The sequence below is a fragment of the Pseudorhizobium flavum genome, from assembly GCF_044142885.1.
Classification (GTDB): domain Bacteria; phylum Pseudomonadota; class Alphaproteobacteria; order Rhizobiales; family Rhizobiaceae; genus Neorhizobium; species Neorhizobium flavum.
The window spans coordinates 81,317-95,311 of sequence record NZ_JBIOKZ010000009.1; the positions used below are offsets into that span (position 1 = coordinate 81,317).

The 13,995-nt window shown below is 64.6% G+C and carries 18 protein-coding genes and 1 pseudogene; 8 read left to right on the forward strand and 11 right to left on the reverse strand.

Going from position 1 to position 13,995, the window contains the following annotated elements; translation table 11 throughout:
• Positions 1-31: 31 nt before the first annotated feature.
• From ACEPP2_RS16805 to ACEPP2_RS16820, 4 genes are all read right to left on the reverse strand, one after another.
• On the reverse strand, positions 32-646 hold the full coding sequence (locus ACEPP2_RS16805) for a hypothetical protein (protein ID WP_395517261.1): 615 nt from the start codon (positions 644-646) through the stop codon (positions 32-34).
• 80 nt (positions 647-726) lie between these two features.
• Positions 727-1,089 (reverse strand): HVO_A0114 family putative DNA-binding protein, encoded by a 363-nt coding sequence (locus ACEPP2_RS16810; protein ID WP_152336980.1) that lies wholly within the window; start codon positions 1,087-1,089, stop codon positions 727-729.
• Complete coding sequence (locus tag ACEPP2_RS16815) at positions 1,086-1,373, reverse strand: toxin-antitoxin system TumE family protein (protein ID WP_152336979.1); 288 nt, start codon at positions 1,371-1,373, stop codon at positions 1,086-1,088. The genes ACEPP2_RS16810 and ACEPP2_RS16815 overlap by 4 nt, the downstream gene beginning before the upstream one ends.
• Positions 1,374-1,406: 33 nt before the next feature.
• Positions 1,407-2,039, reverse strand: a complete 633-nt coding sequence (locus tag ACEPP2_RS16820) for a hypothetical protein (protein ID WP_395517262.1) — start codon at positions 2,037-2,039, stop codon at positions 1,407-1,409.
• Between the two features lie 155 nt (positions 2,040-2,194).
• Between ACEPP2_RS16820 and ACEPP2_RS16825 the strand changes: the two genes are divergently transcribed.
• Positions 2,195-2,335 (forward strand): hypothetical protein, encoded by a 141-nt coding sequence (locus ACEPP2_RS16825; protein ID WP_172972334.1) that lies wholly within the window; start codon positions 2,195-2,197, stop codon positions 2,333-2,335.
• 1 nt (position 2,336) lies between these two features.
• Here ACEPP2_RS16825 and ACEPP2_RS16830 read toward each other — a convergent pair whose 3' ends face one another.
• The 3 genes from ACEPP2_RS16830 to ACEPP2_RS16840 form a co-directional block, all read right to left on the reverse strand.
• Entirely contained in the window at positions 2,337-3,854 is a 1,518-nt protein-coding gene (locus ACEPP2_RS16830; protein ID WP_395517263.1) for a DNA-packaging protein, read from the reverse strand.
• Positions 3,823-4,527, reverse strand: a complete 705-nt coding sequence (locus ACEPP2_RS16835; protein ID WP_395517264.1) for a hypothetical protein — start codon at positions 4,525-4,527, stop codon at positions 3,823-3,825. The genes ACEPP2_RS16830 and ACEPP2_RS16835 overlap by 32 nt, the downstream gene beginning before the upstream one ends.
• A gap of 562 nt (positions 4,528-5,089) precedes the next feature.
• Positions 5,090-5,398, reverse strand: a complete 309-nt coding sequence (locus ACEPP2_RS16840) for a hypothetical protein (protein WP_395517265.1) — start codon at positions 5,396-5,398, stop codon at positions 5,090-5,092.
• Between the two features lie 190 nt (positions 5,399-5,588).
• Here ACEPP2_RS16840 and glsA point away from each other — a divergent pair, with 190 nt between their 5' ends.
• Positions 5,589-6,569 carry a glutaminase A gene (glsA, locus tag ACEPP2_RS16845; RefSeq protein WP_395517266.1) on the forward strand — a complete coding sequence of 327 codons (981 nt, stop codon included), beginning with the start codon at positions 5,589-5,591 and terminating at the stop codon, positions 6,567-6,569.
• Between the two features lie 25 nt (positions 6,570-6,594).
• Here the strand turns inward: glsA and ACEPP2_RS16850 are convergent, their stop codons facing one another.
• Positions 6,595-6,831, reverse strand: coding sequence for a hypothetical protein (locus tag ACEPP2_RS16850; protein ID WP_052637585.1), 237 nt, complete (start codon positions 6,829-6,831; stop codon positions 6,595-6,597).
• Between the two features lie 172 nt (positions 6,832-7,003).
• Between ACEPP2_RS16850 and ACEPP2_RS16855 the strand changes: the two genes are divergently transcribed.
• From ACEPP2_RS16855 to ACEPP2_RS16875, 5 genes are all read left to right on the forward strand, one after another.
• Positions 7,004-7,525, forward strand: coding sequence for a (2Fe-2S)-binding protein (locus ACEPP2_RS16855; protein WP_395517267.1), 522 nt, complete (start codon positions 7,004-7,006; stop codon positions 7,523-7,525).
• Positions 7,522-8,538, forward strand: coding sequence for an FAD binding domain-containing protein (locus tag ACEPP2_RS16860; RefSeq protein ID WP_142588768.1), 1,017 nt, complete (start codon positions 7,522-7,524; stop codon positions 8,536-8,538). The genes ACEPP2_RS16855 and ACEPP2_RS16860 overlap by 4 nt, the downstream gene beginning before the upstream one ends.
• Positions 8,539-8,549: 11 nt before the next feature.
• The gene (locus ACEPP2_RS16865) at positions 8,550-10,802 is read left to right on the forward strand and encodes a xanthine dehydrogenase family protein molybdopterin-binding subunit (protein WP_395517268.1); all 2,253 of its coding nucleotides are present in this window, start codon (positions 8,550-8,552) and stop codon (positions 10,800-10,802) included.
• A complete protein-coding gene (locus ACEPP2_RS16870; protein ID WP_268877019.1) occupies positions 10,799-10,933 on the forward strand; it encodes a hypothetical protein in 135 nt (44 codons plus the stop codon). Before ACEPP2_RS16865 ends, ACEPP2_RS16870 begins: the two co-directional genes overlap by 4 nt.
• A gap of 67 nt (positions 10,934-11,000) precedes the next feature.
• On the forward strand, positions 11,001-11,270 hold the full coding sequence (locus ACEPP2_RS16875) for a hypothetical protein (RefSeq protein ID WP_077547741.1): 270 nt from the start codon (positions 11,001-11,003) through the stop codon (positions 11,268-11,270).
• A gap of 279 nt (positions 11,271-11,549) precedes the next feature.
• Here ACEPP2_RS16875 and ACEPP2_RS16880 read toward each other — a convergent pair whose 3' ends face one another.
• The 3 genes and pseudogenes from ACEPP2_RS16880 to ACEPP2_RS16890 form a co-directional block, all read right to left on the reverse strand.
• Positions 11,550-11,816, reverse strand: a complete 267-nt coding sequence (locus ACEPP2_RS16880; RefSeq protein ID WP_077547979.1) for a hypothetical protein — start codon at positions 11,814-11,816, stop codon at positions 11,550-11,552.
• Positions 11,817-12,124: 308 nt separating this feature from the next.
• A pseudogene (locus tag ACEPP2_RS16885) lies at positions 12,125-12,328 on the reverse strand (DUF4287 domain-containing protein); the annotation flags it as partial.
• Complete coding sequence (locus ACEPP2_RS16890; protein WP_395517269.1) at positions 12,325-12,807, reverse strand: VOC family protein; 483 nt, start codon at positions 12,805-12,807, stop codon at positions 12,325-12,327. The gene ACEPP2_RS16890 and the pseudogene ACEPP2_RS16885, both read right to left, overlap by 4 nt.
• Before the next feature lie 180 nt (positions 12,808-12,987).
• On the opposite strand from ACEPP2_RS16890, the gene ACEPP2_RS16895 reads away from it, so the two are divergent.
• Entirely contained in the window at positions 12,988-13,893 is a 906-nt protein-coding gene (locus ACEPP2_RS16895) for a dihydrodipicolinate synthase family protein (protein WP_395517270.1), read from the forward strand.
• Positions 13,894-13,995 lie beyond the last annotated feature (102 nt).

Here is a 13,995-nt window from a genome sequence, read left to right on the forward strand (position 1 = left end):
GCCGTTCACACGGAGCGGGAGCGCGAGCTGCTCAATCCTGCGCCTTTTCCCACATGATCCGTTCGATCCGCCGCAATTCGCGCTGCGAGCGGATCTGCCGCGCCGTCGGCTTGTCGGAAACCAGGGCGCGCCGCCCGTGCTCGTGGCGCACCGTGAAGCTCCGCTCCGCCGCCACCATGCCGTCCTTCCAGGGATAGATGCCGACCGCCGTCAGCCCCAGTTCGCGCAGGTCGTCGATCGCAGCCGCCCCGCCGCAACTGTCCATGGCCGCCCGGGCGATATCCTCGAAGGTTCCGAGATCGAGATATTCTCCCACCGACAGCGGCCCCTGGAACAGCTCGCTACGCGGGTCGCGCTCCTTGCTCGCCACCTTCTCGATGTCGCTCAGCGAGCAGAAGAGCTCCCTGTCATCGAAGGCGAGCCTGACGAGCAGGCCCTGGATGAAGACGATCTCCGGGCTCATGTTGGTCAGCATGCAGCGGGCGGAAAGCATGTGGCCGCCACCGCGCGTGATCAGGATCTTCGGCCGCAGCTGGTGGCGGTAGCTCATGTAGAAGAGCTGCAGATAGGCCACCCAGACGCCGAGCGTCGCAACGCTCGCCACTGCCGAAACCACCCCGTAGTTCTCGCTGAGCCACGTCCACATGCACTGGTCCCCGATGAGCGTCGCGCGTCCAACAAGGCAGTGGCGAACAGGTTCCTGGCCGGGTGGCTGCCTGCCGAGCCTCAGGCTGCCTGGTTCAAGTCCATTTCGGCGATAATCCGGTCCCAGCAGACGAAGATTCGACCTGCGTCATCGCGGACGATCAGGCCGAGCTCAAGCAGCGCCGAGACATCGGCGTGTACCCCACGATAATCCCGATCAAGCTTCTGCGACAACTGCCGGATGGATGTCGGCCCCTCGACCTTCAGCGCACGCAGAAGCCGCCACCGGTTCGGCGTCAGCACCTTCAGCAGCAGGTCCATGCTCTCGAACGCAACCTCCGCCGGCTGTTCTCCGAGATCGTCGCGGTCGATCTCGCGAGCCGCCTTCGCCGCTTCGTCGAAAAACTCTCCGATGCCCGTCACATGCAGCCGAACTTCATTCATCCCATCATCTCCCGTTCGACATCCTTCTCGAAGTCGCGGATCAACTGCTCAAGGCTCGAGAACCGGTAGGGTTCCTCCCGGCTGCGGTAGTGCCGATGGTCGCCTTTGCCCTTCTCGTTGTCGTAGCCGATGATTCGTTCCCCGGCGCGGCCGAAGAAAAGCGAGTACTTCAGCCCGTGAGGCCGCTCGGCATCCACCTCGGGAAGCCGCCAGACCCGGATCTGGATGATCCGGCCGTCATCGAGAAGCAGCTTGCGGTCGAGGATCAATCTTGCCGGCGCCATTGATGCAGTTCATAGCATATGTGCTAGATACCATCAACAACCCAGTGCCCGCGCGAACTCCCGGGCATGCCTCGCCACCAGGTCGGCCCGGTCGCGGCCGTTGATGATCCTGCGCGCGCCCAGCCAGTCCTCGCGGCCCGGACGGAAATAGTCCTCCAGCCGGTGGCCGGTGAAGCTGCCTCGGCGCATGCCCTCGATCAGGATCGCCACAGACACGTCCATCTCCATGGCCCGGCCCGGATCGGCGACAAGGTCCACCCCCGTCACTTCCGACATCACCTCGTAATTCCGCCGATGGGTGAGCTGCACCAGGCCGCGGCCGAGCCAGCACTTGCCCTCGCCGTCGCGCCGCCAGTAGGGCGTCCTGACCGACCCCAGCCGCCCGGCGGCGAAGGCGGCGTCCAGCCTGCGGATCGCCTCCGCATCCGTCCGCGCCAGCGTCTCGCGCACCGGCTGCATGGTCGCCGCCGTCTCGTGGAAGGCGGTCGCCAGCACATAGGCGAGCTCCCGCCGGCCGGCCTCGGCGCCATCGTCGCAGGTGCGGGCGCACCAGCCGTCGAGGATCACGGAAAGCCCCTCGACCTGCCTCTGCATCAGGCGACCGCGGAACGGCTTCTGCCGCGCCCTGGCGAAGAAGGATGGGCGGTCGATGGCCCTGGAAACCATGGCTGTTAACTCCGTTGAAGAAATTCGGCGATCTTTCAATCGGTTTAGAAAAACTAAATCGTTTGAAGTGGTTAGACGCTGATTTACAATTCCTTCATCTTGTGGAACCAACGGCGCCACAGGACGTTTTGGTCGGCCTTTGAGATGGAGAGATCATGATGATGAACCCGCAAGCCCCGGCCCCGCAGCCCAAGCAGCAGCCGATTCCCCAGCACGTTCTCGATCGTCTTGAATCCGAATGGCGCCAGATGCGCGAGAACGCGGCTCCGCAGCCGCGCTTGGCTGCAGCCGAATAATCTAGATTCCCCGCACCCGCGGCTCTCCCTGCCCCTCGATTAGGAGAGCCGTGAGCGCCCAGACCAGCGCGTCCAGCCGGTCGGGCGAGCGGCCCGACGACAAGCCCTCCGGCCCGAAATCACACATCTGGTCTTCCAGTTCCACGAACCGCCCCGCATGCACCACCCGCCGCTGCTCGTAGAGGGCCGCGACCGGCTCGGCGCGCAGGTATTTTCCACGCGTTGCCCGAACCAGCGTCAGCGGCAGGGACACGTCGACGCTTCTCAGCATCGCCGCCACCATCTCTCCGCCCTGGTTCACCTCGGCGACGATCCGGTCGGCGGCAAACCGCCGATAGGTATTGGCCACGGCCCTCGCCCAGCCGGCCGGCGTCATGCCCTCTACCGAACAATCGGCAAGCACCACCGCCCGCCCGCCCGCATCCAGCCCCGCCACGACGATGCCGCAGCAGGAATGCTCGCCGGAACCGGAGGGCGGATCGACCGCCACGACGATGCGCCGCAGCGCCTCCGTCACCCGGACGGTACAGGCCTCGATCTCGGCCCGCTTCCACAGCGCGTCCTCGCGATCCTCGATCAGTTCACCGTCGATCTCCTGCCGCCCGAGCCTCGTGCCGCCATAGCGCTTCTGCAGCTCGACAAGGAAGCCCGGCGCCAGGTTCTCGGCATTGTCCCTGGTCGCGATCCGGACCAGCCTCGTGCCGGCGTCCGCCATCAGCCGCTTCAGGAACGGCACCGGCCGCGGCGTCGTCGTCACCAGTTGACGCGGGTCGCGGCCCAACCTCAGGCCGAACTGCAGCATGTCGAAGGTCTCCTCCGCATGCTTCCACTTCGCCAGCTCGTCGCACCAGGCATAATGGAACTGCGGCCCGCGCAGGCTTTCCGGGTCTTCCGAGGAGAATATCTGCGCCACCGCGCCGTTGCGCCAGACGATCCGCCGCCGCGAGATCTCGAACTCGGGCCTGTGGCGCCCGCGGGCGATCCGGCAAATGCCGGAAACCCCGTCCACCATCACCTCGCGCGCCTCGCCCAGCGTTTCCGCCACCAGCGCGATCCGGAGCTCCGAGCGTTCCCCATCCGCAGAGACCAGCGCCTGCACCCATTCCGCCCCGGCCCTCGTCTTGCCCGAACCGCGCCCGCCCATGACCAGCCATGTCCGCCAGTCCCCCGGCGGCGGCTTCTGTTCGCGGCGACCGGCAAAGCGCCACTCGCGTTCGAACCCGATGTGGAACTCTTCGTACGGATCCTCGCTCCCGGAGGCGAGAAAAGGCGGCGCACCCGGTCCTTCGATCTCCCCCCTTGAGGGGGAGATGCCCGACAGGGCAGAGGGGGGTATCCCTGCGTAGCCCGAGCTAAGCTCCTGCAAACCGCTAGGGAAGACAATCTGCTCTCTTGTCTCCCGCGACATCTCACCTTCAGGAGTAGAGGTCTCAGGCGACACTGACTTCGCATCGTCGTGCATCGATCCGACGAGCGCCGCACCCAGGTCAGCCGTGCGCTTCGCCGTTTCCCAGGCCACGATAATCCTCTCGAAGCCCCGGCCCATGTCGGACGACACCTTCACCGTTTTGCCCAAAAGCTTCTCGTTTCGCAGCCTGATCGTCCGCTGGCTGTCTGGCTTGGTCGCCGAGACGCTCCGATACCCAGGCTGGCGGGCCATCCCGCTTCCAGGCCTCGTAAAGACGGAAGGCATCTTCATCGGCACGGTCCTTGATCATCTGGATGAAGCGTTCCTTCGCCTGCCCATAGCCGCTTGCCTCTGCCGCGCGCTCGGCCTCGTCCTCCCGGTCACGGGCAAGCTGGCGCTGCAGGCTGTCGACCTTCTCCAGCGTGCGGACGATCAGCGACATGGCGTCGGTCGCCGCCTTGATGTCGGCGCGGGCGAGCTTTCCCGCCGTCTCGTCGCCACCGGCAAGCAGGCCCTCGGCCGCAATCCGCATCTTGCGGAAGGCGTCGAACTGGCCGCGCATCTCCACCGTCATCTCGTTGAGGAGCCGCCGCAGCTCGTCCGCCGCGGAAACCAGCGCCCCCTCCGCGGACTTCGTCTCCAGCACCAGTGCCCGCACATCCTCGGCCAGCACATCGCCGTCCGGCAGCGCGTCGCGATAGGCGGGTGCGGCCTCCCAGCAGCCGAACAGCGCAAGGTCCACCGCCAGCGGATCCAAGGCTTCGGGTTGATCGGCATGATCCACGGCAAATCTCCAGCCACGCGCCGGCGCCTGGCGAGCCTGAAAAACGGCTCCGGCGACAAGACATCCGGCGTCTGAACGAAAAAAGGCCCGGCGCAGGGGGCCGGGCCAGCTTTGACTGGAAGGCCTGCAACCCGGCTGCCGGCCGGCTACAGATCTTCGACTATACCTGAACCCTACCAGACGACCGTGACGCCGTCAAGGATTAAATTCCTATCACGGTGATTTTATGAGAAGGTCCCGAAAGTCAAGCCTCCACCTAATTCCTCAATTCTGACGTCGCCAGCCAGGGCGCCTTTTCCACAAGGCAGGTCCGCTCCTGTGGATAGCGAGCTTCCTGGGAGCGATAACTTGAACGAAAATGAACATTTACGGGAAAATGGTGACGGTGGCGCTGATTCTCTCCCCAGAGGCTGCGCCACCGTCAACGTCACCGAGCCATGGAGCGGCCCAGATAGTGATACATGGATCTAAATACCTCGTAACGCGATTCCGTCAACTGCTCCAACGCTCAATTTGCTTGGAGCAAGTGCATGCATCGACTACCTGCGCATATAACTAATCCTCACACCCAGCCATCATTAATTGGAGGGGTGCTAGCGGCAGCGTTTACGGCTTTCAACTGGATCCAATCGGCACGGTCTACCACGACCGCCCGGGTGTATACATCGCCTGCAAACTCGCTGGAAACGGTAACTGGGACGCTGTCTACATTGGCGAAACCGAAAGCTTCTACCAACGTCTCTCCGCCAATTTGGTAGCTCATCATAAATGGCGTCGCGTTAGGGCCGCCGGAGGAACCCACTTCTGCACCCTCCACGTCCCCGGAGGCCTCGCCCTGCGTGAGGGGATAGAAACTGATCTCAGACGGCATATCAGAACCCCTTGTAACGACCAGTAGCATAACGCGCTGATCGTTAACTCGATCCTACGCCCTCCCAAGCTTCGGCTTGGGAGGGCTCTCTTCGTGAGCACCAACCACCCCGCCCATTACCCCCACCCCCACTACCCCCTCCCCCAGCCCCGCCCTAAATGGCCGCCCGGAAACGAAAGGCGGGCACGGCATGAACAACCCCTTGCAGGACACCCAAGCGCTGAAGCCGATCCTCGAGGAGGTTGTGGAGGATGTCCGCAATGCCGCCCCCGGCATTTACGAGAAGGCGGTCAGGCAAGCGGAGGAGTGCGACAGGCCGCCGCCGAAGAAGGCCGATTTCGAGAAATTTGGCATTGCCGTCTATACGCGCATGGGCGAGCTCGTCTCGGCCGGCAATGCCGGGGTCGGCTTTCCCATCCAGTCGATCTCCAAGGTGTTCGCATTGGAAGTGGCACTGGAGGCGGTCGGCGAAAAGCTCTGGAAGCGCATGGGCCGCGAGCCTTCGGGCGACCCCTTCAACTCGATCATCGACCTGGAGCGCGACCGCGGCATTCCGCGCAATCCCTTCATCAATGCCGGCGCACTGGTGGTCTGCGACATCCTCGTCGGCATTGGCGGCAATGCCGGGCCGAACCGCCACGTGGTGAAACTCCTCGAAAACCTGCTCGAGGACCGGACGATCGATCTCGACAAGACGGTGCTGGAGAGCGACCGCACCGGCGGCGATCTCAACCGTTCGCTGATGTACATGGCCCGCCACTACGGCAACCTGAATCACCCGGTGGAAAAGGTGCTGGACGCCTATATCCATCAATGCGCCATCACGCTCGATTGCCGCGGGCTTGCGAAGGTCGGCTGCTTCCTGATGCTGGATGATCCGGACGATGGCGACGAGGTGACGGTCGCCGCCGCGCGCCGGGCACGGCGTATCCTCGCGGTGATGATGCTCTGCGGCCAGTATGACGGGTCGGGAGACTTTGCCTATCGCGTCGGCCTTCCCGCCAAGTCAGGCGTCGGCGGCGGCATCCTGGCGATCGCGCCGCATCGGGCATCCATTGCCGTCTGGTCGCCGGCGCTCGATCCGATGGGCAACAGCTGGCTCGGCACGCTTGGCCTGGAGCTTCTGTCGAAGAAGACCGACTGGTCGGTCTTCGGCCGTGCAAGGCATTGAGAGCAAACAAGAAACGGGTTCGACCTCACCAGCGGTCGCGATTGCGTTCCCGCCTTCGTCGCTCTTCCTGCGGCTGCGATATCATCGATTTCTTAAGGTCCACCCCGGCCATCTCCTCGATGACCAGCAGGACCAGCAGGAAGATGGATACCGCCGCCATCCAGAACCCCGTCCAGCCACCGACGCGAAGCCCGGTGCCGATGGCAAGCTGAAGCGCGATGAAGGCCAGCGCACAAAATCCGAGTTGGCTCAATCGAAGCATGATCGGTCACCTTGTCGCAGTGGGTGATGCCGCAGTTAACACTATACTAAAGTCTAGGTTCCCCGAAAAGTTCGGCAAATGCGGTAGGCACCGGTTTCCAAGCACCCCCACCGCCGGAACAATCGCAAAGCCCTTCCGTTACCACGGCACCACTTTCCGGAAAGGGCTCTCCATGGACATCGCCACGGCACATGCGCAGCCGAAGACGCGGGTTGCGCTGACCATCAACGGCCGCCGCCACGATCTTGAAATCCACCCCTGGGTGACGCTGCTCGACCTGCTGCGCGGCCCCATGCAGCTCAACGGCACGAAGAAGGGCTGCGACCACGGCCAGTGCGGCGCCTGCACGGTGCTGATCGACGGCGAGCGCATCAATTCCTGCCTGAAGCTCGCCGTCACCCTCGACGGCACGAACATCACCACCATCGAAGGCCTCGGCACGCCGGACGACATGCACCCCGTCCAGAAGGCATTCGTGGAGCACGACGCCTACCAGTGCGGCTATTGCACGCCCGGCCAGATCTGTTCCGCCGTAGCCCTTCTTCGGGAGGGTCATGCCCGCACCCGCGAAGAGATCCGCGAGATGATGAGCGGCAATCTCTGTCGCTGCGGCGCCTATACCAACATCGCCAATGCAATCCAGGACGTCATGGACCAGGAAGTGAAAGTCGGCATGCGGGAGGCTGCGGAATGAGGCCCTTTTCCTATACCCGCGCCGAAACGCTCGGCGATGCCATGGCAGCCCTTGCCGCCGACCCGACGGCCCGCGTGCTTGCCGGCGGCACCAATCTCATCGACCTGATGAAATATGATGTCGAGCGCCCGGCCGCGATCGTCGACATCAACCGCCTGCCGCTGAAGGAGATCGAGGAACTGCCGGATGGGTCTTTGCGCATCGGCGCGCTCGTCTCCAACGCCGCGCTTGCCTATCACCCAGCGGTCACCGAGCGCTTTCCGCTGCTCGCCAGCGCCATCCTCGCCGGCGCCTCGCCGCAGCTCAGGAACGCCGCCACCACCGGCGGAAACCTCCTGCAGCGGACCCGCTGCTACTATTTCTACGACCCCTCCACGCCCTGCAACAAGCGCGACCCCGGCTCCGGCTGCGGCGCGATCGGCGGCGTCAACCGCATCCACGCCATCCTCGGCGCCAGCGAACACTGCATCGCCACCCACCCGTCGGACATGTGCGTGGCGCTCGGCGCCCTCGCGGCTGTGGTCGAGGTCGAGGGACCGGAAGGCCGGCGCGACATTCCCTTCGCCGATTTCCACCGTCTGCCCGGCGACCACCCCGAGCGCGACAACACCATGCGCCACGGCGAGATCATCATTGCCATCCGGCTGGAGGGCAATCACTTCGCAGCCCATCACAGCTACCTGAAGCTGCGCGACCGGCTCTCCTATGCCTTCGCGCTCGTCTCGGTCGCTGCAGCACTGGACGTCAAGGACGGCATGATCGTCGACATGCGCGTGGCGCTCGGCGGCGTCGCCCACAAGCCGTGGCGCGACAGCCTGGCGGAAGCTGAATTCGCCGGGGAGCCGGCCACGGAAGAAACCTTTGCCGCGCTCGCCGACCGACTGCTCGCCGGCGCCGAAGGCCAGGGCGACAACGACTTCAAGATCCCCATGGCCCGCAAGGCCATCGTCCGGGCGCTGAAGCAGGCCGCCGCCGGTACGCCGCAGGTCCAGTCCGACAAGCAGATCCGGTGAAGGAGTTCCAGATGTTGAACGAAAAACCAGTCTTCGGATTTCCGCTGCCGCGCATCGACGGCCCGCTGAAAGTCACCGGCACCGCCCCCTATGCCGCCGAATACCACGATCCCGGCATGCTCTTCGGCTATGCCGCCCAGGCGACCATCGCGAGCGGCCGCATCGCCTCGATCGACACCATGGAAGCGGAAGCCTATCCGGGCGTGGTCAAGGTCTATACCTACAAGAACCGTCCCTCGGCCGCCCGGAGCGACAAGAAGTGGAAGGACGAGGTCGCGCTTCCCGGCCACCCGTTCCGTCCGCTGGAAAACGACCGCATTCTCTTCGGTGGACAGCCAATCGCGCTCGTGGTGGCGGAAAGCTTCGAGGCCGCCCGCGACGCGGCAGACCTCATCCGCGTCGAATATCATCTGGACGAGCCGCATACCGACATCACGGTGGAGCGGGCGAAAAGCTATGTGCCGCCGGAGGCGCGCAAGGAGGAGATGCGCCCTACCGATCCGCGCGGTGATGCAGAGCGTGCGTATGAGGCCGCGCCCTTCAAGATCGACGTCGAATACCTGCAGCTGGGCGAGCACCACAACCCGATGGAGCTCTTCGCCTCCACCGCCATCCGCAACGAGGACGGCACGCTGACCGTCTACGACAAGACGCAGGGCTCGCAGAACAGCCACGACTATGTCTGCAACGTCTTCGGGCTGAAGCCGGAGGATGTGCGCGTCGTCAACGCCTATGTCGGCGGCGCCTTCGGCTCCGGCCTTCGCCCCAAGCACCAGCTGTTCTTCGCGGTGATGGCAAGCCTCGACCTCGAACGCTCGGTGAAGGTGGAGATGAGCCGCAGCGAGATGTTCTACCTCACCTGGCGGCCGGCGACGATCCAGCGCATGCAGCTTGCGGCAAGTGCCGATGGGCGGCTGATGTCGGTCCGCCACCACGCGATCCAGACCACCTCGCTCCACGAGGACTATCAGGAAAACGTCGTCAACTGGTCCGGCCTCACCTACAAGTGCGACAACGTCAAGCTCTCCTATGAGCTTGTAAAGACGACTCTTTCCACTCCCGGCGACATGCGGGCGCCAGGTGCCGCTACCGCCTTCCTGGCGCTGGAATCGGCGATAGACGAACTTGCCTATGCGGTCGGCATGGACCCCCTTGAATTCAGGGGGAGGAACTTCGTCGGCTACGATCAGAACGACGACCTGCAGATCACCTCCAAGGAGCTCGATACCTGCTACCGCGTCGGCGCCGAACGCTTCGGCTGGGACAAGCGCAGCCACGAACCGGGCTCCATGCGCGACGGCAACGACCTGATCGGCTGGGGTGTCGCGACCGGCGTCTGGGAAGCGACGCTGACGCAGGCGGAAGCCAAGGTCCGCCTCTTCCCCGACGGCAAGATCACCGTCATGGCGGCGGCCTCCGACATCGGCACCGGCACCTATACGATCCTTGCCCAGGTCGCAGCCCAGGAACTTGGCCAGCCAGCCGACCGCGTCAGCGTGCTGATCGGCGATTCCAGCCTGCCGAAGACCTCCGTCGAAGGCGGTTCCTGGACCGCCGCCTCTTCCGGTTCCGCCGTCCAGGCCGGCTGCCTGGAGATCAGGAAGACGCTCCTGTCGCTGGCCCAGAAGATGGACAATCACCCCTTCGGCAATGCTCCCGTCGAGGAACTGGCGATCCGCGATAACCGCCTCGTGCTCGATCGCAACGACCAGGTCGGGCTCTCGATCGCCGATATCCTAGGCCACCACGGCATGTCCTCCGTGGAAGGCCACGGCAAGGTGGCGCCGGACCAGGAGCAGGCGAAGAAGTATACCAGCTTCACCCACGGCGCCGTCTTCGTGGAGGTCAGAATCGATGCCGAGCTCGGCGTGCCGAGGGTGACGCGGGTCGTCAGCGCCATCGATGCCGGCCGCATCATCAACCCGAAGACCGCTCGCAGCCAGATCCTCGGCGGCGTCGTCATGGGGCTCGGCATGGCACTTCACGAGGAAGGCATGATCGACCACCGCACCGGCCGGATCATGAACCACAACATCGCCGAATACCACGTCCCTGCCCATGCGGATGTCCACGACATCGACGTCATCTTCATTGAGGAAGAAGACAGGATGGCGAGCCCGATCGGCGTCAAGGGGCTCGGCGAAATCGGCATCATCGGCGTGGGTGCCGCCGTCGCCAACGCCATCTTTCACGCCACCGGTACCCGCCACCGGCATTTCCCGATCACTATCGACAAGATCATGGAAGGACTTCCTGCAAAATGATCAGCCGCCTGGCCATCACCCCCGCCCGATATATGCCGGACGTCGAAACGCTCGAGGCGGACAAGCCCGACGGCGAGCGTCAGCAGGGCCGGCGCGTGATCGAAGACAGCCGTCATTGCGCAAGCACATAATCATCCTATGGTAGCGCCATGAATCGCGGCATCCTCGCCGTGGCGGGGATCGACGAAGGAGCGCCCGATGGCCAAAGAGCCGAAGCTGGAATATTCGGATTTTTCAGGAGAATTCGAGGACGACGGCGTCACCGTGCTCGTCGATATCCACCGGCCGGTCGGAAGTGCGGGCGGATGGACGTTGGAAGTCATTTCTCAGGAAGAAGACGTCACCACCTGGGAGGGGACGTTCGAGACGGACAAGGATGCCTGGGAAGAGTTCCTCGCAACCGCCGAGAAGGACGGCATCCACTCATTTATCGGTGACGAGGACGCGGACGAAGAGTCCGTGCACTGAGCCTTTTGTCGGCATCCTGCTTGGGCCGGTGCGGCAACCGCAGACCGTGCTACGGTCGCCCCGGCGGTTCATCCTAGAAGATGAACAAGTAGAGCAGGATAATGACGAAGATGGGCACGCCCATCGCCCACAACACGATACCTTTAAGCATCTTCTTTCTCCTTTGTTTCGATCCCACAACGCCTCGAGTGCGCCGGAAGTTCCTCGCGTCCTGAGCGGGTCGGCTACGGCTCCGCCAGGTAGGTTCGCGCGGCGCGAAAGGTTGCGGACGGCAGAAGCTCAGTCGTCGGGGTATTCGATCCGGTAGCGGCTGACGAGCCGCAGCGACCGGTCGGGCTGGATGACGTAGCGCTCGCCCCATTCCTGGTTGAACTGGTCGCGGAACCGATGGGTAACCGTGCTGCCGACCGGTGCCTTGGTCAGCCGCGTTGCCGGCTGGCCGCCATAGGTGATGCTGCCGGGAACCGGCTCCAGCTCGCCAGCGCTCGTGCAGCCGCTCAATCCGAGGATGAGGCCAAGGCTCAGGGCGGGTATCAAGAGGCGCATCATTGTGTTCTCCTGTCGGTCGGAGCTTCAACAATGGCTGCTGCAAGAGGTTCCGGGGGCGTGCGTGGTTCCCGCAAGGCTAGCAGCCGTTCGATGCAAGGCATTGAAGCGGGACGGCCAGCGTGATCTCGCGGCAGCAACGTGACGTCAATCGGTCGCCCGACCCCGTTCTAAAGATAACGGCAGTCGCGTCCCGCGTGGCTTGTGACAGAGAGGGAACGCCAAGTCCATCACAATGAGGACAAGGCGCTCCTTCGCCGGGCGGCCGTCGACCGTCGCACCGCGGTCCTGGCAGTCAAGCCTTGCGGCCGATCCTGAGCCAGCGTGTGCGCCACGACCGCGTTTGCATGGCCGTGGCCCATCCCATGCTCGTTCTTCAGGATGGCGACGAGCTGCATGTGCGCCGCCGGATAATGCCTGCGCACCACCTCCTGCCACTCGGCGATAGGCCGACCATAGGTCTTCTCGATCGACGGGAAGTAGGAGGCGGGGCCCTTGGGTCCCGCCGTCATGCCGCCTCCCCCCTGCGCGCCGCTTCGATCTTGGCAACGTCGATCTTCTGCATGGTCATCATGGCGTCGAAGGCGCGCTTGGCCTCGGCGCCGCCGGCGGCGAGCGCCTCGGTCAGCACGCGCGGCGTGATCTGCCAGGAGATGCCCCACTTGTCCTTGCACCAGCCGCATTCGCTCTCCTGCCCGCCATTGCCGACAATGGCGTTCCAGTAGCGGTCGGTCTCCTCCTGGTCTTCGGTCATGATCTGGAAGGAGAAGGCTTCGCTGTGCTTGAAGGTCGGGCCGCCGTTCAACCCGATGCAGGGAATGCCGGCGACCGTGAACTCCACGACGATCACGTCTCCGGCCTTGCCGGAAGGAAAGTCCGAGGGTGCACGGGTGACGGCGCCGACCGCGCTGTCGGGAAAGGTCGCCGCATAGAAGTTGGCCGCCTCCTCGGCGTCCTTGTCGTACCAGATGCAGATCGTGTTCTTGGCCATGTCGCTCTCCTCTCTCAGCTGGATCGCACGCCCATCGGCGATCGGTAGCCCAAGGACGAGGCTACTCCCGTCGCCCCGACACCGGCACCCACAAAAATGCCGCCCTCTTCACGCTTGCGAAGCAGGCAGAAAGCCCGATACTGGCGCTCCCGGATCCTCCTGCTTTTCCGCGAGTTGCCGATGACCCTGCCCCTGCCGCTCTTTACCGGCCTCTCCGCCTTTCCGCTCACGCCCGCTGATGTGGACGGCCACGTGGATGCCGAGGCCCTGCAGCGGCTCCTGCAGCGCATCGTCGGCAGCGGGGCACGTTCGATCGGGTTGCTCGGCAGCACGGGCACCTACATGTATCTCTCTCGAGCCGAGCGGCGCCGTGCGACGGAGGCCGCAATCGAATCCGTCGGAAGCCGGCTGCCGGTGATCGTCGGCGTGGGGGCGCTACGCACCGACGAGGCGGTCGCACATGCCCGCGATGCGGCGGCGGCAGGCGCCGACGCGCTTCTGCTTGCACCCGTTTCCTATACGCCGCTCACGCAGGAGGAAGCGTTCCAGCATTATCAAACCGTTGCAGCGGCGACGGACCTGCCGCTCTGCGTCTACAACAATCCGTCGACCACCCATTTCAACTTCAGCCAGGACCTCATCGGCCGGCTCGCCGCGCTGCCCACCATCCAGGCCGTGAAGATGCCGCTGCCCGGCAACGGTGATTTCTCCGGCGAGATCGCCCGGCTGCGCCGCATCGTGGCCCCGCAATTCGCCATCGGCTACAGCGGCGACTGGGGAGCGGCGGAGGCCCTGCTTGCGGGGACCGACTCCTTCTACAGCGTCGCGGGCGGGCTCTTCCCTCGGCCCATGGCCGCGCTGACGAGGGCCGCGATGGCCGGAGACGAGAGCGGGACGGCCCGCCTGGATGCGATGTTCTCGCCACTTTGGGAGCTGTTCAAGGCACATGGCAGCCTGCGGGTCATGTATGCCGCGGCGAACCTCATGGGCCTGTCCTCGGCCCTGCCCCCACGGCCTCTCCTGCCGCTCGGTCCCGACATCACGGCAAAGGTCGACGCGGCCATCGCGCCTCTCCGCCAGGCCTGACCACGGCACCCGGCCCCGTCGGCTGCCGCCGCGCCAGCATAGAGCTTCGACGTCACCGACCGCCCTCGGCTGTGGGTAAGCTCTCTGTTGCCGATGACAGCT

What these genes read in the sequence shown, in the direction of transcription:
- ACEPP2_RS16855 (WP_395517267.1), top strand. Translation starts at nt 7,004, where the DNA reads ATGGACATCGCCACGGCACATGCGCAGCCGAAGACGCGGGTTGCGCTG.
- ACEPP2_RS16810 (WP_152336980.1), bottom strand. Translation starts at nt 1,089, where the DNA reads ATGAATGAAGTTCGGCTGCATGTGACGGGCATCGGAGAGTTTTTCGAC.
- ACEPP2_RS16890 (WP_395517269.1), bottom strand. Translation starts at nt 12,807, where the DNA reads ATGGCCAAGAACACGATCTGCATCTGGTACGACAAGGACGCCGAGGAG.
- ACEPP2_RS16865 (WP_395517268.1), top strand. Translation starts at nt 8,550, where the DNA reads ATGTTGAACGAAAAACCAGTCTTCGGATTTCCGCTGCCGCGCATCGAC.
- ACEPP2_RS16805 (WP_395517261.1), bottom strand. Translation starts at nt 646, where the DNA reads ATGTGGACGTGGCTCAGCGAGAACTACGGGGTGGTTTCGGCAGTGGCG.
- glsA (WP_395517266.1), top strand. Translation starts at nt 5,589, where the DNA reads ATGAACAACCCCTTGCAGGACACCCAAGCGCTGAAGCCGATCCTCGAG.
- ACEPP2_RS16825 (WP_172972334.1), top strand. Translation starts at nt 2,195, where the DNA reads ATGATGATGAACCCGCAAGCCCCGGCCCCGCAGCCCAAGCAGCAGCCG.
- ACEPP2_RS16895 (WP_395517270.1), top strand. Translation starts at nt 12,988, where the DNA reads ATGACCCTGCCCCTGCCGCTCTTTACCGGCCTCTCCGCCTTTCCGCTC.
- ACEPP2_RS16875 (WP_077547741.1), top strand. Translation starts at nt 11,001, where the DNA reads ATGGCCAAAGAGCCGAAGCTGGAATATTCGGATTTTTCAGGAGAATTC.
- ACEPP2_RS16850 (WP_052637585.1), bottom strand. Translation starts at nt 6,831, where the DNA reads ATGCTTCGATTGAGCCAACTCGGATTTTGTGCGCTGGCCTTCATCGCG.
- ACEPP2_RS16880 (WP_077547979.1), bottom strand. Translation starts at nt 11,816, where the DNA reads ATGCGCCTCTTGATACCCGCCCTGAGCCTTGGCCTCATCCTCGGATTG.
- ACEPP2_RS16840 (WP_395517265.1), bottom strand. Translation starts at nt 5,398, where the DNA reads ATGCCGTCTGAGATCAGTTTCTATCCCCTCACGCAGGGCGAGGCCTCC.
- ACEPP2_RS16860 (WP_142588768.1), top strand. Translation starts at nt 7,522, where the DNA reads ATGAGGCCCTTTTCCTATACCCGCGCCGAAACGCTCGGCGATGCCATG.
- ACEPP2_RS16815 (WP_152336979.1), bottom strand. Translation starts at nt 1,373, where the DNA reads ATGGCGCCGGCAAGATTGATCCTCGACCGCAAGCTGCTTCTCGATGAC.
- ACEPP2_RS16870 (WP_268877019.1), top strand. Translation starts at nt 10,799, where the DNA reads ATGATCAGCCGCCTGGCCATCACCCCCGCCCGATATATGCCGGACGTC.
- ACEPP2_RS16820 (WP_395517262.1), bottom strand. Translation starts at nt 2,039, where the DNA reads ATGGTTTCCAGGGCCATCGACCGCCCATCCTTCTTCGCCAGGGCGCGG.